Below are 21,221 nucleotides of genomic sequence, written 5' to 3'. Positions count from 1 at the left end.
GCCCGACAATTTTATCTCTCAAACCTATCATACGCTTCAACAGCGATGACTCAACGTAATCCCAACAGCCGATAGGCATTTTTCTGCGTTGTTTCACCTAACTCAACCGCATCGTCACCACGCAGAATAGCCACCTGCTGCAATACATGAGCCAGATAAGCTGGTTCGTTACGCCGTGAAGTGGGCTTTGGCGTTAAATCACGCGGTAACAGATAAGGCGCATCGGTTTCCAGCAATAATTTATCCGCCGGGATCAACGGCACCAGTTCGCGTAATTCCTGACCGCGCCGTTCATCACAGACCCAACCCGTCACACCGATGTATAAATCTAATGCTAAATACGCTTCAAGAGCCTGACGATTATCGGTAAAACAATGAACCACCGCCGCCGGTATTTTCGGTAACCAAGGACGAAGCAGTTCAATAAAACGCGGATAGGCATCTCGGCAATGTAAAAACAGCGGCATACCCAGCTCGGCAGCCATGGCTAACTGGGCGTTAAACGCCAGTTCCTGCTGCTCAGGCGTTGAAAAATTACGATTAAAATCTAGACCGCATTCACCAATAGCAACCACATTGGTTTTCGCCGCTAACTGATAAATTTGCTGAGCGCATGATTCAGACCAGCCAGAAGCGTCATGGGGGTGAACGCCGGCCGTACTCCAGCAGTAATCAGGATAGTGATCGGATAACTGATTGGCCGCCAAACTCTCTTTTAAAGACGTCCCCGTAATCAGCATACCGTTAACACCCGCCACTTTTGCTCGACTCACGACTTCATGCCGATCCAGAGCAAACTGTCGGTTAGTCAAGTTGACGCCAATATCAAACATCACTTTTCTCCTGCTGATAAAACACCGCTATCCTTTGGTGTTATATAAAAACATAAGCCGCCAGGAAAGGCGGCTTAAATCAGAATTATGGATTACCCATCAGGCTGAAGGCTTTTCGTCACCTTCATCCGAGCGAGTTTCATCATCATCGTCATCCTGATCGCTCTGTTTTTTACGGCCTTTACCAACGTAGAAGCGGGCAAAGAACACGCCGATCTCAAACAGGATGCACATGGGTATCGCCAATAACGTCTGTGAGAACACATCCGGTGGCGTTAATAACATCCCGACCACAAAAGCGCCGACGATGATATAAGGACGCTTTTTCTTCAAGTCATCTGGCGTAGTGACCCCACTCCAACACAGCAGGATAATGGCAACGGGTACTTCAAACGATACGCCAAAAGCAAAAAATAGCGCCATCACAAAGTTCAGGTAATTATTGATATCGGTGGAAATCAATATCCCTTCCGGTGCCGTTTTGACAAAGAAGCCAAACGCCAGCGGAAAGACCACGAAATAAGCAAAGGCCATTCCCAGATAGAACAACCCCGTACTGGAGAACAACAGGGGCATCATCAAACGACGTTCGTGCTTATACAGCGCTGGCGCAATAAACGACCATACTTGATACAGAATATATGGTGCAGAGATAAAGACCGACACAATTAACGTTAGCTTGATAGGCGTCAGAAATGGCGATGCCACATCAGTAGCAATCATGCTTGCGCCTTTCGGCAATTGATCCATCAATGGTGCCGACACCATGTGATAAATATCATTTGAAAAATAGAGCAGCGCCAGAAAAATCGTGATGATACACACCATCGAACGTAACAGGCGGGAACGTAATTCAATCAAATGGCTGATAAGCGGTTGGGTATCTTCTACTGCCATGGATTATTTTTCGCTATCAGGTTTATTAGAGGGTACGGAGACCGATTCCGGTTGTACTGGCTTAACGGCCACATCAACAGTCGGTGCAGTAACGTCTGCAACAGCGTTAACAGGAGGTACTTTGCTGTTATTCGCCACGGTATCATTAGCTATCTTATCTGCCGTATCAGTCACTGATGCTGCGGAGTCTGGAGAGGAAGATGGTGGCTTGTCAAAAGACTCAGCAGCACTATTAAGATCGCTTTGGATGTTGCGTTTCATCCCGCTGGCCATCTCTTTTAATTCATCCATAGAAGCCTTAAGCTCCGGAGACAAATTTTGCAGACCCGCTTGTTCAGCTTTCTTCAGGCTTTCTTTTAGCTCTTGTAGCTTCAGTTCCTGAGTAAGCTCATTTTGTACCGATGAAGCCAGAGAACGCATTGCTCTAATCCAGCCAGTCACCGTTCTTACCGCTACCGGTAACCGCTCCGGGCCGAGAACAATCAGTCCGATGATCAATACCAGTACAATTTCACCAAATCCAATATCGAACACGGATTATACCTGCTCTTTATTCTGACTCTTTTGTTCTTCAGCTTTAGCTTCAGGCTGTTGCTGCTCTGGAATAGATTTCACTTCAAAATCAGCGTCTTTCTGAGTTTCTTCTTTATTTGCAGTGTTTGCAGAAGTGGTCTCATCGTCGCTCATGGCTTTCTTGAAGCCTTTGACGGATGCGCCAAGATCGGAACCGAGGGTACGTAGCTTCTTCGTTCCAAACAACAATACGACAATCGCTACAATAATCAGTAATTGCCAAATGCTAATTCCACCCATGTGATATGCCTCTTCATTAGATAGCGGGTTAATTTTGTGATCGCCGACAAGTATACGGCAGTTTCATCAAGCTGTAGTAATAAATTTGTTTAAGCCGCTTTAATCCAGCCAATCAGCCAAGAAGCGATTCCGGCACCAGCCAAACATGCTGGCCAAACGGGAATATGGCTAACGAACAAAATTGTAGCACTTACCAACAGTGTAGCACCTACCCCAAAAAGGTAACGTGACTGATTTTGCTTCCCCTGTCGGGTATAAAGCTGAGTTCTCAGTTTATCAATACTGCTCTGTAATTCTTTGTGCTGCCGCAAACTGTCATAAAACAATTCCGGTAATTCCGGTAATTTTTCTATCCAGTAAGGCGCTTTTTCCTTCAGGGTACGGAATAGCGCAGGAATACCAACCTGATCGCGCATCCATGATTCAAGGAACGGTTTCGCGGTGGTCCACAGATCTAACTGCGGGTACAGCTGACGCCCCAGACCTTCGATATACAGCAACGTTTTTTGTAGCAGAACCAGCTGTGGCTGAACCTCCATATTAAACCGACGAGCGGTATTAAACAGATTCAACAGCACGTGACCAAAGGATATCTCCTCCAGCGGTTTTTCAAAAATAGGTTCACATACGGTACGGATAGCAAACTCAAAATCTTCAACGTTAGTATCCGGCGGTACCCAGCCTGAATCCACGTGTAGTTCAGCAACTTTACGGTAATCCCGGTTAAAGAAGGCGATGAAATTCTCGGCTAAATAGCGTTTATCATCTTTACTTAGGGAACCGACGATACCACAGTCGATACCGATATATTGTGGATTTTCAGGGGTGGAATAGCTAACAAAAATATTGCCGGGATGCATATCCGCATGGAAAAAGCTGTCGCGGAATACCTGCGTAAAAAACACCTGAACACCGCGTTCAGCCAACATTTTCATGTTGGTGCCGTTAGCTTCCAGCGCTTCAATATCCGATACCGGAATGCCATAAATACGCTCCATTACCAGCACGTTTTCACGACAATAATCGGTGAAAATTTCAGGCACATAAAGCATCGGGCTGCCATCAAAATTACGGCGCAGTTGGATGGTATTCGCCGCTTCACGCAGCAGATTTAACTCGTCTAACAGGGTCTTTTCATACTCACGTACTACTTCACGCGGGCGCAGACGGCGGCCATCGGGCAACAGTTTCGGCACCCAGCCAGCAATGCGATACATCAGGCGGATATCCGCTTCCATAACCGGTTTGATATCCGGGCGAATCACTTTCAGCACCACTTCCCGGCCGTTGCTTTTAAGCACGGCGGTATGTACCTGAGCAATAGAAGCCGACGCCAAAGCTTGTGGTTCAAAATCATCAAACCACTGCTCCAGCTTACCGCCCATCGCGGTTTCGATCTGCTGACGAGCCAGTTCACCGTCAAACGGTGCAACCTGATCCTGCAATAGCGCTAATTGGTCTGCAATCACCGGTGGAAAAAGGTCTCGGCGCGTAGACATCATCTGGCCAAACTTAATCCATACCGGGCCTAAAGACTGTAATGCCAAGCGCAAACGTTCGCCTAATGGTTTATCCGGGTATTTATTTTTCATCCAGAACAGTGAGCGGCACCACATTCTCAGCGGCCAGGTTAAGCGCATCTTAGGGATTAACTCATCCAGACCATGGGTCAGGAAAACGCGAATAATGGCATACAGACGAAATAATTCAGACGGGGTCATCAGGCTTTCTCCAGCTTCTCTATTCTTTTGGCCAGAGATTCGACCTGTTGATTTAACATTTCCGCTTGATCGCTAAAGTGCAGCACTTCCAACTTGCTCGGAGCCAAACGCCATTCTTCAGTCACTGCCTGAGCCAGATAATCCTGTTGGTGATGAGTCCATTGCTGAATTTTTCGAACACCGGACTGAACCCCTTGGCTTAGCGTCTCTGCTGCAACATCACCAATATACGGTGACAGCCACTCAGCGGGATCCCATTCAGCGAGATCGATAAGCGTGACAAACTGCTGTATGACCTGCATATCACCATCAACCACCACCTCTCCGTCTCGAAGCAGCGCCGAAAGGCGCTGGCGATCGCGCAGAGAAAACAGAATCGGCAAGCGAGTGAGCAGAGTACAATCAGCCGGTTGTTCCCACTGACTGACAACATCAATATGATTAATGCTAAACACCAGCGTCAAAGACGTCGACAGCTCTTGCAGACTCAACTTTAACGTCTTACCTGCCAGCCTGTGGCTAACCGACTGCATACTGCGATCGCGAAAGAGCAAACTGTTAAGCGAAGTCTCAATCACGCCGGCAATCAAGGGAACAAACAACATAGCAATCCTTTGTTAAAACTTAAAACCACGGTGCAATGCGACAATACCGCCGGTCAGGTTAAAGTAGTTAACATTGTCAAAACCCGCCTCTTCCATCATCCCTTTTAAGGTATCCTGATCGGGATGCATACGGATAGACTCGGCCAAATAGCGATAGCTATCCGCATCGCGGGTGATCATTTCACCGATTTTCGGTAATACGTGGAAAGAGTATGCGTCATAAGCGGTATTCAGTAGCTTAACCACCGGCTTAGAAAACTCTAATACCAGTAGGCGACCGCCTGGCTTTAAGACTCGGAACATCGATCTTAAGGCTTTATCTTTATCGGTGACATTACGCAGTCCAAAGGAAATGGTAATGCAATCAAAGTAATCATCCGGGAAAGGCAACGCTTCAGCATTCGCTTGTACATAGTTCACATTACCAACAATGCCCATGTCACGCAGTTTAGAACGCCCCATTTTCAGCATAGAATCGTTAATGTCAGCCAGTACCACTTCGCCTTTTTCGCCAACTAAACGCGAAAACTTAGCCGTCAGGTCACCGGTACCACCGGCTAAATCGAGCACTTTTTGCCCTTCACGAACGGCGCTGCAATCAATAGTAAAACGCTTCCATATACGATGGATACCAAATGACATTAGATCGTTCATCAAATCATATTTAGACGCCACAGAGTGGAAAACTTCCGCAACCATCGCCACTTTTTCATCTTTTTCGATCGTGCGGAAACCAAAATGTGTTGTTTCCTGCGAATCCTTCATCATTTTTATAGCCTGGTTCAATAGTTGGTAATAAGAATTAAAATCGGCTCAGTTTACCAGAAACCCCTTGAAACATACCCACCCACTAACTCTTTTTTGCTATTCTTTGGGAATATCAGCAGAATGCTCTGACAAGGTAATATTATTCGGTATTTCTGATAACGATTCAGCGACAGCTGGCTCCGATATCGTCGGATTTATCGGCCGTTTGACTTCAACCCCTAACGCGCGGAAGCCCTCCACTTGACCGATAACGTTACCCCTTCCTTGAGATAGCTTATTCATCGCCTGCCGGTAATTATCATGGGCCTTATCCAAACTAAGGCCGAGTGACATCATATCATCAATAAACAGTCTTAGTTTGTCATAAAGCCGCGCAGCGCGATCGGCAATTTGCTGAGCGTTCTGGCTCTGATGTTCATAACGCCATAAGTTACTGATCGTTCTCAACGCCACTAATAGCGTCGTCGGACTCACTAACATAATATTTTGCTGTAGCGCTTCGCTGATTAATTCTGGCTGGCGATCGATAGCCAATAAAAATGCCGGTTCTACCGGAATAAACATCAACACATAATCTAAAGAGCGTAATCCTGGCAGTTGCTGATAGTCTTTACGCCCCAGCAGGCGAATATGCGATCGGACAGAGGCAACGTGTTCATTAATCGCTTGGGCCCGTTCTTGCTCATCTTCACTGTTAAAATAACGCTCGTAGCTCACCAGCGACATTTTAGCGTCAATAACCACATCTTTTCCCTGTGGAAGATTAACAATCACGTCCGGCTGTTGCCGATTTCCCTCTTCGCCACGAATATTCACTTGGGTCCGATATTCGTAGCCTTCACGCAGCCCCGATGCTTCAAGCACCCGACTGAGCACCACTTCGCCCCAGTTACCTTGGGTTTTATTATCCCCTTTCAAGGCTTTGGTTAAGTTCAGGGCTTCGCGAGCCATTTGGGCATTCAACTGCTGCAAATTGCGAATCTCATGGGTCAAGGTATGACGCTCCCGCGCTTCCTGCCCATAGCTATCCTGAACCTGACGGCGAAACCCGTCCAGTTGCTCACACAAAGGAACCAATAGTCGATCCAAACTTTGTCTATTTTGCTCGTCAACCTTGCGGCCGCTTTGGTCAAAAATGCGGTTAGCTAAATTTTCAAACTGCACGGTTAAACGCTGCTCACTGTTAATCAGCAGGCGCTGTTTTTCTTCTGCGGCAAAACGCGTTTCTTCAAGGCGGGTCGACATTTCACGTAGTTCAACTTCCAATGCATTATTAATGCCTTGCAGACTACGTAGTTCCTGATTTAAACGTTCACACTCTTCATGCCACAATAGCTGCTGCTGCGACTTTTCCTGTAGCGCGGCTAAACGAGCAAGCGTATCACGCTGTTCCAGTTGCCCCTGTTGGAGTTCCTGACGCTGTTTTTGTCGCTCAGCCACTAGCTCATCATTCTCAGACCAGGCTTGATCAAGCTGAGACTTTAATAATGTAATTTGGCTTTCCTGTTGCAGATTATGCCGTTGGCTATAAAGCACCGAAACCAGTCCGCCCACGATTAGCCCTGCGACACCTGCGGCCATAATCATTATTAAGCTGCTATCCACCGCGCCTCCGGATGTTGGCGTTGCTATTCAATAAGCGTTAAAAGTAAGAGAATACTGTATAAATGTCCAGACCGTTTTATCGCGCTTTGCCTGACTGTTCGCATAATCATCAAACAAGTCCGGTTTAAAAACTCAAATAATGGGTGATCCACTGCAAACCAAAGGCGCCGGGCGCTAACATCAGAAAACCCCATAGAATTGCCGAAGAGAGGTTAACTGCTTGAAACGGCTTGGAGGGCATATCACAGATGCCGGCCACCAAAGGGACGGTTGCACGCAACGGACCAAAGAAACGCCCGATAAAGACCCCAACGGTTCCCCAACGATCAAAAAAGTGCTGGCCGCGCACCAGCATCTGCGGATTGCGCGATAACGGCCACATTTCCGCCACCTTTTCTTTGTAGTGCCGACCAAACCAGTAGGAAATCCAATCGCCAAAAAATGCACCGGCTGAAGCCGCCACCCACAGGGGCCAAAAAGTAATACCACTTTCACCGATAATCGCACCGATGCCAATCAAGATCACCGTGGCCGGAATTAATAGGGAGAGGAAAGCAATGGATTCGCCAAATGCCAAAAAAAAGACAATTGGTGGCCCCCATACTTGATGGTTACGGACAAAATTCATGGTAAGGCTAATGATATGGTCAAGTGTCATGCTAATGTTCCCCCGTGCAATTGATACATTTAGCAAGAGAACCCACGCTAAAATCAATACTCTTTTGATTTTTATACATTGTAGGATTAAAACGCCCCGCAATAATAAAAAATAGCAAAAGCTCACTGATACTTTACTTAAGAACCATAAAAAAGCCGGGCATATTGCCCGGCTTTACCACTCGAAGACCGACTAACTTATATAGGATTAAGCATTAGCCGTTACATTCCCATCGATAGCCCTTTCATCTTGATGATGTAAAGGATAGCGATATTTTAACGGAGCAGAAAAAACAGGATGGCAAAAAGCAATGCCGACAGCACGATAGAGGTCTACATATCGATACCTTTTCATCAGGCGTGGAATAGCTATTCCACCGATCAGCAGTAACCATTAACTTTATGCTGCCACTCCCAGGGAGAGTTTCCAGAGCACCACCATACCCGTTTGTAAAAAACGATACAGTTAATTATATATAAGCGGTTGCTTAGCCCGTTAAGCGGTCAAAAATGTTACTTAAGCGGTTGGGCGACTTTCAAAAAGCTCATCATTTCCGGCGGTAATAATAGGTACCCGAATCACGACTCTGGTGAAACTCTCAAACTCACTTTCAACCTTGATACCGTAATCATAGCCATATCGGCCTTTGATGCGCCGGTCGACCAGACTCATCCCTAATCCATCGCCATTGGGGCGAGGCTGGTAAAGTCCGGCATTATCTTCTACCGTCAGAACCAATGACTGATGAGCCATATCTGAAACTTCATGATGGCCTTTAATCGTGATACACCCTGTCGTCAACATCTGGGAAGTCCCATGCTTAATGGCATTTTCTACAATCGGCTGTAGTGAAAATGCCGGTAGAGATAAAGGTAATAAAACATCAGGAATATCAATTTCAACGGTTAATCGGTCAGCAAAGCGCGCCTTCTCTATTTCCAAATAGGCGTTAATATGCTCCAACTCATCACTTAGGCTAACCACATCATTGCTACGCTTCAGGTTCTTACGAAAGAAGGTAGATAACGAAAGAACCAGCCGTCGAGCGTGACCAGGGTCTTTTCGAATCACTGCCGACAACGTATTCAATGTATTAAACAGAAAGTGGGGATTAACCTGTGCATGCAGCAATTTTATTTCCGACTGGGATAACAATTGTTTTTGCTGATCCAGCGTACCAGTCAGAATCTGTGCCGATAGCAAATGGGCAATCCCTTCTCCCAGAGTGCGATTAATGGATGAAAACAAACGGGTCTTTGGCTCATAGAGTTTAATGGTACCAATAACCGTTCGTTCCGCTCCGCGTAAGGGGATAACCAACGTCGAACCTAACTTACAATTAGGCGTGATTGAACAGGCATAATGCACTTCGTTACCATCCGCATACACCACCTGATTGTTTTCAATCGCTTTATGGGTATGGTGTGAAGTGATCGGCGCACCCGCTAAATGGTGATCGTCACCAATGCCGATAAAGGCCAGCAGTTTCTCACGATCGGTGATCGCAACCGCGCCAACGCCTAATTCCTCATACAGTATTCGCGCCACCCGCATACTGTTTTTCTGGTCAAAGCCCTGCCTTAATACCCCCTCCGAGCGGGCTGCTATCTGCAAGGCTTTAGCTGAAAAGGCGGTGGTATATTTTTCAAAAATTGCCCGCCGATCCAGCAAAATGCGCATAAACATTGCCGCCCCTACGGTATTAGCAATCATCATGGGTAAAGCAATATCATTAACCAAATGCAAAGCCTGAGAGAATGGCCGGGCAACTAATAAAATAATCAGCATTTGCAGGGCTTCGGCAAACAGCGTAATAGCGCCCACCGTTAAAGGCTGAAACAGTAAATCCATGCGATTATGGCGAACCAGATAACGGTGCAGTAATCCGCCAACCAATCCTTCAACGATGGTTGACAGCATACATGCCATGGCGGTCATCCCGCCAAGAGAATAACGATGTATCCCCCCGGTCAAACCAACAAAGAAGCCGACAGACGGCCCACCCAGCACTCCCCCTAATACCGCTCCCATCGCTCGAGTATTGGCAATCGAGTCATCGATTTGCAAACCAAAATAGGTGCCCATAATACAGAACATGGAAAAGGTGAAGTAACACAGTAATTTGTGAGGTAAACGAATAGTAATCTGCATCAATGGAATAAACAGCGGGGTTTTACTTAACAGATAAGCAATCACCAAATAGACGCACATTTGCTGTAATAACGAAAAAATGAGGTCGATCTGTTTGATGTCCATGACGAATGTTTCTCTGGGTTGCTGATGGCGTAATACCGCCGCTATTCTACCACTATCCGCCTATATTCCAGCAAATTTCCCACATTTAGCGATAGCAATGCCCTGTTTCAATCGAATCAGCGACGGACGTTCAAAACCGGAATAAAAAAAAGCCAGCGCAAGGCTGGCTAAAATAAACACTGGAAGCAATGTGAGCAATGTCGTGCTTTCCCGAGGTGGGCATGAATGACCGCCCCTTGAAAACATGTAAATAATAATCATTATCAATACCATCTGTAAAGCTCTTTTTTATCAAAATTTGGATAAAAATCGAATTATTTTATTTGTTTTTAAATATCAATAAATTAAATCCATATTAGATGAATAAATAACCATAATTCTTGCATGCCAATAAATAGCCTCCATAGTATTAATAAGAGCACATCATCATTTCCACCATCAGCTCTGTAGGAGGTTTTATCATGGCAAGTGGATGGGCGGCTGACGGGGCGGTTCAGGATCAAATTGACAGCACCATTTCTGATGCGGTGGCCAAAGCCCGCTCGCAGCTTAATCATGGCGAAAGCGCAACTCACTGTGCCGAGTGCGGAGAACCCATTGCGGAAGCAAGACGCCAGGCGCTACCGGGCGTCAGATATTGCCTTGCCTGCCAGAATCAACTGGATAAGAAAAGCCTGCCGCAAGCTGGCTATAACCGCCGGGGAAGTAAAGACAGTCAGCTAAGATAATACCGGCACTATTCCCCTTCTAAGGGCTCTGTATCCATCATGCTATTGCCCAAAGTCACCACCCTATCAGCGGAAGCAATGGTCGAAGGACGGTGGGCAACAATAATACGGGTAATATTAAGCTGCGATATGGAATTATTGATAAACGCTTCGTTATCTAAATCCAAATGGCTGGTGGCTTCGTCCATAAAGATAATATTAGGTTTGCGGTAAAGCGCTCTGGCAATAAATAACCGCTGCTTTTGTCCGCCAGACAGACCGGTACCCAGTTCACCAATTAACGTCTCATATCCCATCGACATACTCATGATTTCTTCATGTATATTGCTATACACTGCACAATCAATCAGCAGCTCTCGATCTAATTGCAGGTCAAAGCCAGAAATGTTATCGGCTATCGAACCAGAAAACAGCTTATCCTCTTGTAAGACGCAGGAGATAGCATTTCTATAGTTATTCAAACCAATCTTATGAATATCCAGTCCACCAATGAATATCTCACCGCAGACGGGATTTAACAGGCCAGACATGACCTTAAGCAAAGTGGTCTTCCCTACACCGGACTGCCCAACAATAGCCACGCTTTCACCAGGTTCCACCTTTAGGTTGAAATCTTCAAATATCGGCTTGGATAAGGAGTCATACTGAAAAGACAGGTTTCTAATTTCGAAAGGGATCGCCTCACCGGTCTGGAAAACCTGCCGTTCCGGCATCTCTTTCTCCGCTTCGGTGAACACAATATCGGAAATACGCTCATTGTGCAGAGACAACATTCTGAGCTGCATTATTAGGTTAATCAAATTGCTGGAACGATCGGAAAACTGGCCGCGATAAGCATTAAACGCCATAAACATCCCCAGCGTCATACTATTCTCAATCACCATCAATGCACCTAACCAAAGCATGGTAATTTGATCGAGCGTCGACAGAAAAGTATTGATACCGGAAAACAGCATATCAAAACGAGTGAGTTTTATATTGGAGTTGGCTTTATCAATATTCAGATTCAACCAAAAGTTAGACCGTTTTTTATCGATACCCAGCGCTTTTATCGTTGAAATACCATACAGGGTTTCCATAAAATGAGAGCTAGATTTGGCTCCTTTCACGATCTGTTCTTCAGATAGCTGCCGGTAATAGTTATAGGTCGCAAAACGCAAAATGGAGTACACTACGGTAAAGCCGATAACCACCCAAACCAACCAGCCGCCATAAAACGACATCATCGTAATCAGACCAACAACCATGATGCTATCAATCATTCCCCCCACCAGACTGTTGGTAAAGGTACTTCTGATTGAATCAAGGGAACCGAAACGAGATTGAATATCCCCCAGCTTTCTTTTCTCAAAAAACTCCAGCGGCAATTTCATCAGATGATCGAACAGAGAACTTTTCCATTGGATATCAATTAATGTCCCAATAACCAATGATATCCAGGCGCGAATCATACTGACAAAGGTTCGAAATAGTAGAAAGAGCAGCAGGCCAATACAGATAACCGACAGCAAGCTATGATCTCTGGCTTGAATAACATGGTCGGTCACCAACTGAGTACCGACCGGTAGCAATAGATTGATTGCCTCAACCACCACCGACAGGAAAAATATTTTAGTTAACGCCCCTTTCAAACCGGCTATGTTTTTTAACAGCTCGATCAACTTCACCCGAGTGGTTTGGGTTTTCTTCTCAAATTTATTGTCCGGCCATAGTTCAAGCGCCACGCCGGTAAAGCTGTTTGATAACTCCTGAATCCCGATAACGCGTCGACCAAAAGCCGGATCGTGAATAATAAATGATGACCTTCTGACCGCCACCAATACCACGAAGTGGTTCATATTCCAGTGTAATATACAGGGCCTTTTTAGCTGTTTGATTTCATCAATATCCAGCGCCAACGACCGGGTTTTTAACCCCAGTTCAGCCGCTATTTGATTAATCAGGTTAAGGGTGGCTCCCTGAGTCGAAATACCAAACTGCTGGCGTAAATTAAATAAATCAATATTCAGACCATAATACCCGGACACCATAGCCAAACAGGCAAGTCCACATTCGGATGATTCCGTTTGTAATATTTGCGGTACCTTTTTACATAAACTAAAGCTGAGTCGCTTATTGATGTACTCGAATAGAGAGTTATTCATTTATCGGTCCAACCACACTATTTTTGATGCCGTAAAAAGGAATAAACATCCATTCATAAAGCGGTCTTTTATCCAGAAACACGATGGCTCTGGCTTTCAGTCCGCTAGAGAGCTGCATCTGCTTTCCTTTGTCACTAAAGCTGGTGTCTTTGATGGCAACCAAAACCTTATAGAAGTTTTCTGTAGGTTCATTAGGATTTTTAACCGGACTACTGGTATACAGGGCTAATTCCTCGCGGGATGCCGGTATATAGGAGATGGTATCGATTTGACCGGGAAACTGGCCAAACTTTTCAGACGGAAACGCATCGTAGCGAATATTAATTCCATCGCCATTTTTGATGTAAGGCAGACTGTTATTAGGTAGCCAGAGCAGCAAGTAATATTGTTTATTTTGGGTTGGGCTAACCTGAGCCAGGCTGCTACCCGCATTGACCATCTGCCCGATGGTCACGCTTAATGATTCAACCTGACCTGATGATTGAGCACTGATAATAATGGTGTCTCCGGCATCCGATTCGATCATTTTGCGCTGTAGATCGTTACGCTGATACTCATTCTGTAAGATCTGATTATCAAAGTCGGCAGACTGCGTTAATATCTGGCTTCTCAATTCAGAGATCCGCAGATCCTCTTGAATGCCCTGACTTTTCAATCCCTGATAGGCATTTTGCTGCTGATAAAAGAGATAAGACTGATTATTCAACTGATCTTTATTAATCAAGCCACTGCGTAGATACCTTTCATAATTAACCATGCCCTGACGCATTTTCTCCACGCCTTCTCTGGCACTGGCAATCAGCTTCTCGGTTTCTTTATGGGATGAAAGGTACTGTTCCAACTGACTTTGTAAACTGGCTATTGTTGTTTGTTTATTTCCTTCCAGCTTGACGGTTATTGCGTCGATATTTTCAATTTGGCTTTTAATTAAGGTTTTTGTCCCGGCGCTCACATTGCCTAAATTAGTGGTACGAGAGACATCGATTTCATACAGCGGATCGCCCTTATTAACCATATCCCCTACTTTTATATAGGTCTTGATAATATAGCCTTGCTGGGGAGAATAAACGTTGATGGAATGGGGAATAGTAATAATCTCGCCTTCTACATCTATTCTTCGGGTATAGTGAAAAAAATAGAGAGAACAAAACAAAGCCAAAATAAACAGCGTTGATAGTAATGATATTAACCATGGTGGAATGCCGGATAGCAACAAGACTTTACCTACCCACTGTTGCCTTTGATTATTTATCGCCTCTTGGCGGAAAATACGTTTTCTATTCATCATCCGTTAACTACGTGATTCCCTGAGAGGCATACCGTCAGCACTCACTGTTTAAATTTTTAAACGTTATTTGTTGTATTAGCGCGCCTGAATTAAGCAAAAAGCATATCACGATAGAGATAACCCTATTATTATATTGATGTTAATTAATAATTTTATGATTTATTGAGATATTCTATGAACAGATTGAAGTTATATGCACAACAATAAAGAACGGACACAGTCACCCTATGAATAAAATTAATAAATATAGCCTTAACCAATCAGTGTTTATTGCTATTTATTTCCGTTTAAAGAGCAAGAGCCAGCGTATATTATTCGATAACCTTTCTGTGATGCATCAATAGATCAGGTGGCAGGCTTATATAAAATCAGAGTATCCAATGATGAATTTATCAGAAGCGAGAGACTAAATTATCCAAACATTATTTTATATTTTGGTATTCATCTACTTGTCGTAGTAAACAAACAACCTGCAAAAATGATATTAGATAATCAAGCCTCGGAATAACGTAAAAACAAGGGACCCGTGGCACGAGCACGCTACTCCAGCTGAGCCAACGCCTGCGCACAAGCCCAGGCAGAACTCCACGCCCATTGAAAGTTATATCCCCCCAACCAACCAGTGACATCAACCACCTCACCAATAAAATAGAGGCCGGGAACCTGATTCGATTCCATGGTCTTGGATGACAAGGCTTTGGTGTCTATTCCCCCTAATGTCACCTCAGCAGTCCGATAACCTTCCGTGCCATTAGGCTGTATTTGCCAGTTTTGGAGTTCCTCAATTAACCGCTGTTGTTGTGGCACTGAAAGCTGCTTTAGCGTCACATCAGGAACAATATTCAACGTTTGCAAGCACTCCACTAATCGCTTGGGCAAATGACGAGCTAAACTATTCTTCAGGCTTTGATTTGGATGCTCCAGCCGTTCGCTGTTCAGAAAGCCGTCGATATCTAATTCAGGAAACAAATTGATGGCTATCGTTTCACCGGCCTGCCAGTAACTGGAAATTTGCAAGATTGCCGGGCCAGAAAGCCCACGGTGAGTAAATAACAGGCTTTCCTTAAAGCTGGTGCCATTATTGGCCGTCACGGTTATCGGTGTCGCGATTCCCGATAACACATTCAGCATCTCCAGCAAAGGCTTATGCAGCGTAAAAGGAACCAAGCCAGCGCGGGTCGGTAACACCTTGATGCCAAATTGCTGTGCAATTTTATAGCCGAAAGGGGTCGCGCCTAATCCGGGCATAGACAAACCGCCGCTGGCTATTACCAACGATTTGGCCTGAATATCGCCCGCTGGCAGTTGAAGCAGAAAACCCCGTTCGTTGGGTTCTACGCTCAATACTTCGCTACGCATGCGCAGCTCAACGCCACCTTGTTCGCACTCTTTCAGCAGTAAATCAATAATATCCTGTGCTGAATTATCACAAAAAAGCTGACCCAAGGTTTTTTCATGGTAGTCAATACCGTGTCGGCTAACCAAATCAATAAAATCCCACTGGGTATAACGCGCTAATGCTGACTTACAAAAATGTGGGTTATCAGAGAGATAAGCGCCATGATCGGTGTACATATTGGTAAAATTACAGCGCCCGCCACCGGACATCAATATCTTCCGTCCCGGCTTTTTACCATTATCGAGAACCAGCACTTCCAAACCTAGCTGTCCGGCCTGAGCGGCACAAAATAATCCTGCTGCTCCGGCACCTATAATCACCACATCTTTTTGTTCTAGCACACCAACCTCTGAAATTTGCCGACGATATTGTTACGGCTAATCTACACTTTATGAGCGGATTGTATTGTTCATCGCCAGTTACTACCAGAGAATTCCATTTTTATTATCAGAATGATATTAATTTTATATGGCGATTTATTCATTAAATAACAATTAGTTAGATTTGTAAAAGAGTGTAAACAACTTTGCAGAAACAAAAAAAAAGTGAATTACCCCTTTTCCAACAGGAGAATTGTGCTGATAATGCGCCCGTCCACCTCCATTACTGACAGTAAGGTTTATGCTAAACATATTTGCAGGACTAGAATTTCATACTGCCCTAATGCTGGGTCTCGCGTTACTGTTCGTGCTGTTTTACGAAGCAATTAATGGCTTCCACGATACAGCCAACGCAGTAGCTACCGTTATTTATACCCGCGCCATGCGTGAACAGCTTGCTGTTGTTATGGCGGGTGTATTCAACTTTTTGGGCGTTTTGCTAGGCGGCCTAAGCGTTGCCTATGCGATCGTGCATCTACTTCCCACTGATTTACTGCTCAATATCAGCTCAACCCATGGTTTAGCGATGATGTTCTCAGTCCTATTGGCGGCGATTATTTGGAACTTGGGAACCTGGTATTTTGGTATTCCAGCCTCCAGTTCACATACGCTAATCGGTTCTATCATTGGTGTCGGCCTGACTAACGCTATCGTTACCGATTCATCTATCGTCGATGCGCTCAATCTGCCGAAGATGATTCAAATCTTCCTGTCGCTGATTTTGTCACCGTTAGTTGGCCTGATTCTGGCCGGCGCGATGATTTTTATGCTGCGTCGTTTCTGGAGCGGCAGCAAAAAGCGTCAGCGAATTCACTTAACACCAGCAGAACGTGAAAAGAAAGACGGTAAACGTAAACCGCCATTCTGGACGCGTATCATGCTGATTTTGTCCGCGATTGGCGTTAGCTTCTCTCACGGCGCCAACGACGGCCAGAAAGGCATTGGTTTGTTAATGTTGGTGCTGATTGGCGTGGCTCCTGCTGGTTTCGTCGTCGATATGAGTGCCAGCGGTTATGATATCGCGCGTACTCGTGATGCGATTGGCCACCTTGAGCAGTATTATCAAAATCACCGTGAAGCCATTCCTCATATCGTTGGGCAAAACAATGCGGATCCGCTGCCAATGATCAGCTCCAACAGCGAGTATCACTGCGATAACTCCCGAGCCTTGGTCGCTATTGGTCACTCACAGCAAATGCTGGCGGGTTTAACCAGCTATGATCAACTGGCACCAGAGCAACGTGGCCAACTGCGTCGTTTACTCTTATGCGTTGCTGATACGGCCGCTAAAGTCACCAAGCTACCGGAAACGTCATCACAAGATAAGCGCTATATCAAAGAGCTGCGTGAAGATCTGTTAATCACCGTTGAGTATGCACCTATCTGGATTATTATCTCGGTCGCCTTAGCCTTAGCATTAGGCACCATGGTGGGCTGGAGACGCGTTGCGGTGACCATCGGTGAAAAGATCGGTAAAAAAGGCATGACCTACGCCCAAGGCGTTTCTGCTCAAATTACTGCCGCACTGTCCATCGGGGTAGCCAGCTATACCGGCATGCCGGTTTCCACCACACAAGTTCTGTCTTCTGCCGTTGCAGGTACCATGTTGGTTGACGGTGGCGGTGTGCAGAGCAAAACGGTTAAGAACATCTTTCTGGCATGGGCGCTAACCCTACCTGTTGCGGTGTTGCTGTCCGGTTCTCTGTATTGGATTGCGCTTAAACTTATCTAATCATCAGTCAATGGTGAATAAAAACCCGTGGTGTGATGAACACCACGGGTTTTTTATTACCCGAAGCCCTAATAACACACTATGATTAAGGTCTGAATAAAATTGGACTATAGCCAATAGCCTGTCGTTATTTTATAGTCATTAAGGTAATGATGCTTAACCAGAATCGAGAGCAAGATTATTCGGCGATAAAAGCTTACATCATGTGATCGATATACCACTTTAGTTACACGTATTAGTGCTATTATTTAACTAAGTTAGCGGATCCTATAGAAGGAGTTATCCTATGTCATATAAACACATTTTGATTGCAGTTGACCTATCTCCGGAAAGCAGCGTACTGGTAGAAAAAGCAGTGTCTATGGCTAGGCCGTATAACGCTAAAGTTTCGTTGATCCACGTAGATGTCAATTACTCCGATCTGTATACCGGGTTAATCGATGTCAATATGGGTGACATGCAAAAACGCATCTCTGAAGAAACCCACAATGCACTGACCGAATTGGCAACCAATGCCGGTTATCCTATTGCCGAAACGCTCAGCGGTAGCGGCGACCTCGGCCAAGTGCTCGTCGATGCAATTAAAAAGTATGATATAGATCTTGTGCTGTGCGGCCATCATCAGGATTTTTGGAGCAAGCTGATGTCTTCTGCCCGCCAGCTGATTAATACCGTGCACATTGATATGCTGATTGTTCCTTTGCGAGACGAAGAATAATTTCTCGCTTAAATAATATAACGTCCGCTTATGCGGACGTTTGTTTAATAAAAATACCAATAGAAATAAATTATTCCTCCGCCCTTCCCCAATAAAAGATAAATCTCCGCCTAACTATTAGCGCTAATCTGTGATTAAGAATAAGAGAAATATACTGGTTTCTTCGAATATTATAGATTCAATCACGCCAAAATCCGTAACGAGTCTATTTTATTAATTATAATTTAAATATAAATCAGTAGATTAGAGAGGTCGAATTAAATCCGAATTAGATTTATTAATTGTTGAAATTGCATAATGATTGATTCTAATATTCCCGCCTCTATCGTTTCATTCTATTAATTCTCTTAAAAAAACGGCTTGCTTTGTCACTATAATTTAGTGTTATAGTCAGAAAGAACATACATCACAGATCATGAAGCCCGCTAATATTCACCATGCTGAATAGCGTTTTTTCGTGGAAAAAATAAAAAAGACAACAGGAATCACATCAATGAATCATTATGCCACTGTGGACGATTTTCTCGTCATGCTGCAAAAACGCGACGGCCATCAGCCAGAATTTCTGCAGGCCGTTCGCGAAGTATTTACTTCCCTTTGGCCTTTCCTACAGGAAAACCCGCGTTATACCGAACTAGGGCTGCTGGAACGTTTAGTCGAACCTGAGCGCGTTATTCAATTTCGCGTTTCCTGGATGAATGACCAAGGCATCGTTCAAGTTAACCGTGCATGGCGGGTTCAATTCAGCTCAGCCATTGGTCCGTTCAAAGGCGGTATGCGTTTTCACCCTTCAGTAAACCTGTCTATTCTTAAATTTCTGGGATTTGAACAAACCTTTAAAAATGCGCTGACTACTCTGCCAATGGGCGGCGGTAAAGGCGGTTCTGATTTCGATCCGAAAGGCAAAAGTAACGCTGAAATCATGCGTTTCTGCCAAGCGTTAATGACCGAATTATATCGTCATTTAGGTTCAGATACCGATGTTCCGGCAGGTGATATCGGCGTTGGCGGTCGTGAAGTCGGCTATATGGCCGGTATGATGAAGAAACTGTCGAACAACACCGCTTGTGTTTTCACCGGTAAAGGCATTTCGTTTGGCGGTAGTCTTATCCGCCCGGAAGCCACTGGTTATGGTCTGGTTTATTTCACTGAAGCCATGCTAAAACGTCATGGTTCAGGTTTTGAAGGCAAACGCGTTGCGGTTTCTGGTTCAGGTAACGTGGCTCAATACACCATTGAGAAGGCTATGGAACTGGGAGCAAAAGTCATTACCGCTTCCGACTCCGGCGGTTCTATCGTTGATGAGGAAGGCTTCACCACCGATAAACTCGCTCACCTGATCGATATTAAAAACAGCCGCTATGGCCGCATGAAGGACTACGCGAGCGAGCGTGGTTTAACCTATCTTGAAGGTCAGCGTCCATGGGGCGTACCGACCGATATCGCCCTGCCTTGCGCTACCCAGAATGAATTAGAGTTAGCCGATGCCAAACTGCTTATTCAAAATGGCGTTCAAGCGGTCGCTGAAGGGGCCAACATGCCAACCACCATTGATGCAACCGAAGCGCTAATGGCGGCTAACGTGCTGTTTGCACCAGGTAAAGCAGCCAACGCCGGTGGCGTAGCCACTTCCGGTCTGGAAATGGCGCAAAACGCCGGTCGCGTTAGCTGGAGAGCAGAGAAAGTCGATCTACGCTTACAGCACATCATGCATGATATCCATGAGGCTTGCGTAAACTATGGCGGCAACAAAGCCCAGACGGACTACGTCAGCGGTGCCAATATTGCCGGCTTTGTCAAAGTCGCAGATGCCATGTTAGGTCAAGGCGTGTTATAAAAATAGGCTGACGGCGATAGTGCAAGCTGCGCTATCGCTAGATTTAATGGCAGGATCCGCATCAACCCGCGGAAACTAAACGGGTATGATTTATAGCGTGACGTACAAATCGAAACGGTGATTTTTGGTATTGATTGATGCCTGAGGCTGGCGATTTGCCAATGGTGGAGCATAATCAGGTCGCTTAACCACCACGCGCTTTTTGGCTATCTGACAAGCTGGTTCCAACAATCCATCCGCATCTAAGTCTTCACCAACCAATGACTGGAATACCCGCATTTCCTTTTTGACCAGTGCGCTTTTTTGCCGGTGAGGAAACATAGGATCCAGATATACCACGTCAGGCGCTGGTTGAATGTCTGATAGCGCGGTCAAACTCGACGCGTGCAGCAACGTCAAACGCTCCTTCAGCCAGCCACCTATCTCGGCATCCGCATAAGCCCGCTGTAAGCCATCATCCAATAAAGCAGCAACCACGGGATTGCGCTCCAGCATCCGCACTTTGCATCCCACGGAGGCCAATACAAACGCGTCTCGGCCTAAACCGGCGGTAGCATCAACCACATCGGGCAAATAACTGCCCTTGATGCCAACCGCTTTAGCCACTGCCTCACCGCGACCACCGCCAAACTTGCGCCGGTGTGCCATTGCTCCGGCAACAAAATCAACGTAAATCGCCCCTAGCTTAGGCTCATCTCGTTTTCGCAGCTCCAGACGTTCCGGCGTTAACACCAGTGCCATCACCGACTGCTCATCACTAACCAAGCCCCAGCGTTCGGCTAAAACGGATAAGGCGCCGGAATCGGCGCCTGTTTCACAGATTAAATAGACTGACACCC

General features: G+C 45.5%; 18 protein-coding genes. 4 read left to right on the top strand and 14 right to left on the bottom strand.

The annotated features are described in order from the left end of the window. Positions 1 to 50: 50 nt before the first annotated feature. The 10 genes from tatD to EL341_RS00590 all read right to left on the bottom strand — a co-directional run bounded on the left by tatD (position 51) and on the right by EL341_RS00590 (position 10,156). Entirely contained in the window at positions 51 to 833 is a 783-nt protein-coding gene (tatD, locus tag EL341_RS00635) for a 3'-5' ssDNA/RNA exonuclease TatD (protein ID WP_126466775.1), read from the bottom strand. Between the two features lie 99 nt (positions 834 to 932). Continuing rightward, positions 933 to 1,730: a Sec-independent protein translocase subunit TatC gene (gene tatC / locus EL341_RS00630; protein ID WP_126466773.1), complete on the bottom strand. Its 798-nt coding sequence runs from the start codon at positions 1,728 to 1,730 to the stop codon at positions 933 to 935. A 3-nt stretch (positions 1,731 to 1,733) separates the two neighbouring features. Next, on the bottom strand, positions 1,734 to 2,264 hold the full coding sequence (tatB, locus tag EL341_RS00625; protein ID WP_126466771.1) for a Sec-independent protein translocase protein TatB: 531 nt from the start codon (positions 2,262 to 2,264) through the stop codon (positions 1,734 to 1,736). A gap of 3 nt (positions 2,265 to 2,267) precedes the next feature. Beyond that, positions 2,268 to 2,543 (bottom strand): twin-arginine translocase subunit TatE, encoded by a 276-nt coding sequence (gene tatE / locus EL341_RS00620; protein WP_047779589.1) that lies wholly within the window; start codon positions 2,541 to 2,543, stop codon positions 2,268 to 2,270. An 89-nt stretch (positions 2,544 to 2,632) separates the two neighbouring features. Beyond that, positions 2,633 to 4,264 carry a ubiquinone biosynthesis regulatory protein kinase UbiB gene (gene ubiB, locus EL341_RS00615; RefSeq protein ID WP_126466769.1) on the bottom strand — a complete coding sequence of 544 codons (1,632 nt, stop codon included), beginning with the start codon at positions 4,262 to 4,264 and terminating at the stop codon, positions 2,633 to 2,635. Further along, positions 4,264 to 4,869: a ubiquinone biosynthesis protein UbiJ gene (gene ubiJ, locus EL341_RS00610; RefSeq protein WP_047779587.1), complete on the bottom strand. Its 606-nt coding sequence runs from the start codon at positions 4,867 to 4,869 to the stop codon at positions 4,264 to 4,266. Before ubiJ ends, ubiB begins: the two co-directional genes overlap by 1 nt. A gap of 12 nt (positions 4,870 to 4,881) precedes the next feature. Continuing rightward, positions 4,882 to 5,637, bottom strand: coding sequence for a bifunctional demethylmenaquinone methyltransferase/2-methoxy-6-polyprenyl-1,4-benzoquinol methylase UbiE (ubiE, locus tag EL341_RS00605; protein WP_047779586.1), 756 nt, complete (start codon positions 5,635 to 5,637; stop codon positions 4,882 to 4,884). Positions 5,638 to 5,733: 96 nt separating this feature from the next. Further along, the gene (gene rmuC, locus EL341_RS00600) at positions 5,734 to 7,242 is read right to left on the bottom strand and encodes a DNA recombination protein RmuC (protein ID WP_114986045.1); all 1,509 of its coding nucleotides are present in this window, start codon (positions 7,240 to 7,242) and stop codon (positions 5,734 to 5,736) included. Between the two features lie 124 nt (positions 7,243 to 7,366). Beyond that, positions 7,367 to 7,900 (bottom strand): DedA family protein, encoded by a 534-nt coding sequence (locus tag EL341_RS00595; RefSeq protein ID WP_047779584.1) that lies wholly within the window; start codon positions 7,898 to 7,900, stop codon positions 7,367 to 7,369. Between the two features lie 516 nt (positions 7,901 to 8,416). Then, complete coding sequence (locus EL341_RS00590) at positions 8,417 to 10,156, bottom strand: sensor histidine kinase (RefSeq protein ID WP_047779583.1); 1,740 nt, start codon at positions 10,154 to 10,156, stop codon at positions 8,417 to 8,419. A gap of 461 nt (positions 10,157 to 10,617) precedes the next feature. On the opposite strand from EL341_RS00590, the gene EL341_RS00585 reads away from it, so the two are divergent. After that, on the top strand, positions 10,618 to 10,884 hold the full coding sequence (locus tag EL341_RS00585) for a DksA/TraR family C4-type zinc finger protein (protein WP_047779581.1): 267 nt from the start codon (positions 10,618 to 10,620) through the stop codon (positions 10,882 to 10,884). An 8-nt stretch (positions 10,885 to 10,892) separates the two neighbouring features. Here the strand turns inward: EL341_RS00585 and EL341_RS00580 are convergent, their stop codons facing one another. The 3 genes from EL341_RS00580 to EL341_RS00570 all read right to left on the bottom strand — a co-directional run bounded on the left by EL341_RS00580 (position 10,893) and on the right by EL341_RS00570 (position 16,056). After that, positions 10,893 to 13,028, bottom strand: a complete 2,136-nt coding sequence (locus tag EL341_RS00580) for a peptidase domain-containing ABC transporter (protein WP_047779580.1) — start codon at positions 13,026 to 13,028, stop codon at positions 10,893 to 10,895. Further along, positions 13,021 to 14,313, bottom strand: coding sequence for an HlyD family secretion protein (locus EL341_RS00575; RefSeq protein WP_408634908.1), 1,293 nt, complete (start codon positions 14,311 to 14,313; stop codon positions 13,021 to 13,023). The genes EL341_RS00580 and EL341_RS00575 overlap by 8 nt, the downstream gene beginning before the upstream one ends. A 543-nt stretch (positions 14,314 to 14,856) precedes the next feature. Further along, the gene (locus EL341_RS00570; RefSeq protein ID WP_126466767.1) at positions 14,857 to 16,056 is read right to left on the bottom strand and encodes a BaiN/RdsA family NAD(P)/FAD-dependent oxidoreductase; all 1,200 of its coding nucleotides are present in this window, start codon (positions 16,054 to 16,056) and stop codon (positions 14,857 to 14,859) included. Between the two features lie 280 nt (positions 16,057 to 16,336). Here EL341_RS00570 and pitA point away from each other — a divergent pair, with 280 nt between their 5' ends. From pitA to gdhA, 3 genes are all read left to right on the top strand, one after another. Then, positions 16,337 to 17,827 (top strand): inorganic phosphate transporter PitA, encoded by a 1,491-nt coding sequence (gene pitA / locus EL341_RS00565; protein WP_074823842.1) that lies wholly within the window; start codon positions 16,337 to 16,339, stop codon positions 17,825 to 17,827. Between the two features lie 286 nt (positions 17,828 to 18,113). Beyond that, on the top strand, positions 18,114 to 18,545 hold the full coding sequence (gene uspA / locus EL341_RS00560) for a universal stress protein UspA (protein ID WP_047779576.1): 432 nt from the start codon (positions 18,114 to 18,116) through the stop codon (positions 18,543 to 18,545). A gap of 493 nt (positions 18,546 to 19,038) precedes the next feature. Then, positions 19,039 to 20,382, top strand: coding sequence for an NADP-specific glutamate dehydrogenase (gene gdhA, locus EL341_RS00555; RefSeq protein ID WP_126466765.1), 1,344 nt, complete (start codon positions 19,039 to 19,041; stop codon positions 20,380 to 20,382). Between the two features lie 90 nt (positions 20,383 to 20,472). On the opposite strand, the gene rsmJ is transcribed toward gdhA, so the two are convergent. Continuing rightward, the gene (rsmJ, locus tag EL341_RS00550; protein WP_047779574.1) at positions 20,473 to 21,219 is read right to left on the bottom strand and encodes a 16S rRNA (guanine(1516)-N(2))-methyltransferase RsmJ; all 747 of its coding nucleotides are present in this window, start codon (positions 21,217 to 21,219) and stop codon (positions 20,473 to 20,475) included. Positions 21,220 to 21,221: the final 2 nt, after the last annotated feature.

Source organism: Pragia fontium, assembly GCF_900638655.1.
Lineage (GTDB): Bacteria > Pseudomonadota > Gammaproteobacteria > Enterobacterales > Enterobacteriaceae > Pragia > Pragia fontium.
This window is presented reverse-complemented; position numbering and strand designations above follow the sequence as displayed.

Excerpts from the sequence above, each read along its gene's own strand:
- ubiJ (WP_047779587.1), bottom strand. The coding sequence starts at position 4,869 with ATGTTGTTTGTTCCCTTGATTGCCGGCGTGATTGAGACTTCGCTTAAC.
- uspA (WP_047779576.1), top strand. The coding sequence starts at position 18,114 with ATGTCATATAAACACATTTTGATTGCAGTTGACCTATCTCCGGAAAGC.
- EL341_RS00595 (WP_047779584.1), bottom strand. The coding sequence starts at position 7,900 with ATGACACTTGACCATATCATTAGCCTTACCATGAATTTTGTCCGTAAC.
- tatD (WP_126466775.1), bottom strand. The coding sequence starts at position 833 with ATGTTTGATATTGGCGTCAACTTGACTAACCGACAGTTTGCTCTGGAT.
- gdhA (WP_126466765.1), top strand. The coding sequence starts at position 19,039 with ATGAATCATTATGCCACTGTGGACGATTTTCTCGTCATGCTGCAAAAA.
- tatC (WP_126466773.1), bottom strand. The coding sequence starts at position 1,730 with ATGGCAGTAGAAGATACCCAACCGCTTATCAGCCATTTGATTGAATTA.
- EL341_RS00585 (WP_047779581.1), top strand. The coding sequence starts at position 10,618 with ATGGCAAGTGGATGGGCGGCTGACGGGGCGGTTCAGGATCAAATTGAC.
- ubiB (WP_126466769.1), bottom strand. The coding sequence starts at position 4,264 with ATGACCCCGTCTGAATTATTTCGTCTGTATGCCATTATTCGCGTTTTC.
- EL341_RS00575 (WP_408634908.1), bottom strand. The coding sequence starts at position 14,313 with ATGAATAGAAAACGTATTTTCCGCCAAGAGGCGATAAATAATCAAAGG.
- ubiE (WP_047779586.1), bottom strand. The coding sequence starts at position 5,637 with ATGATGAAGGATTCGCAGGAAACAACACATTTTGGTTTCCGCACGATC.
- EL341_RS00590 (WP_047779583.1), bottom strand. The coding sequence starts at position 10,156 with ATGGACATCAAACAGATCGACCTCATTTTTTCGTTATTACAGCAAATG.
- tatE (WP_047779589.1), bottom strand. The coding sequence starts at position 2,543 with ATGGGTGGAATTAGCATTTGGCAATTACTGATTATTGTAGCGATTGTC.
- pitA (WP_074823842.1), top strand. The coding sequence starts at position 16,337 with ATGCTAAACATATTTGCAGGACTAGAATTTCATACTGCCCTAATGCTG.
- EL341_RS00580 (WP_047779580.1), bottom strand. The coding sequence starts at position 13,028 with ATGAATAACTCTCTATTCGAGTACATCAATAAGCGACTCAGCTTTAGT.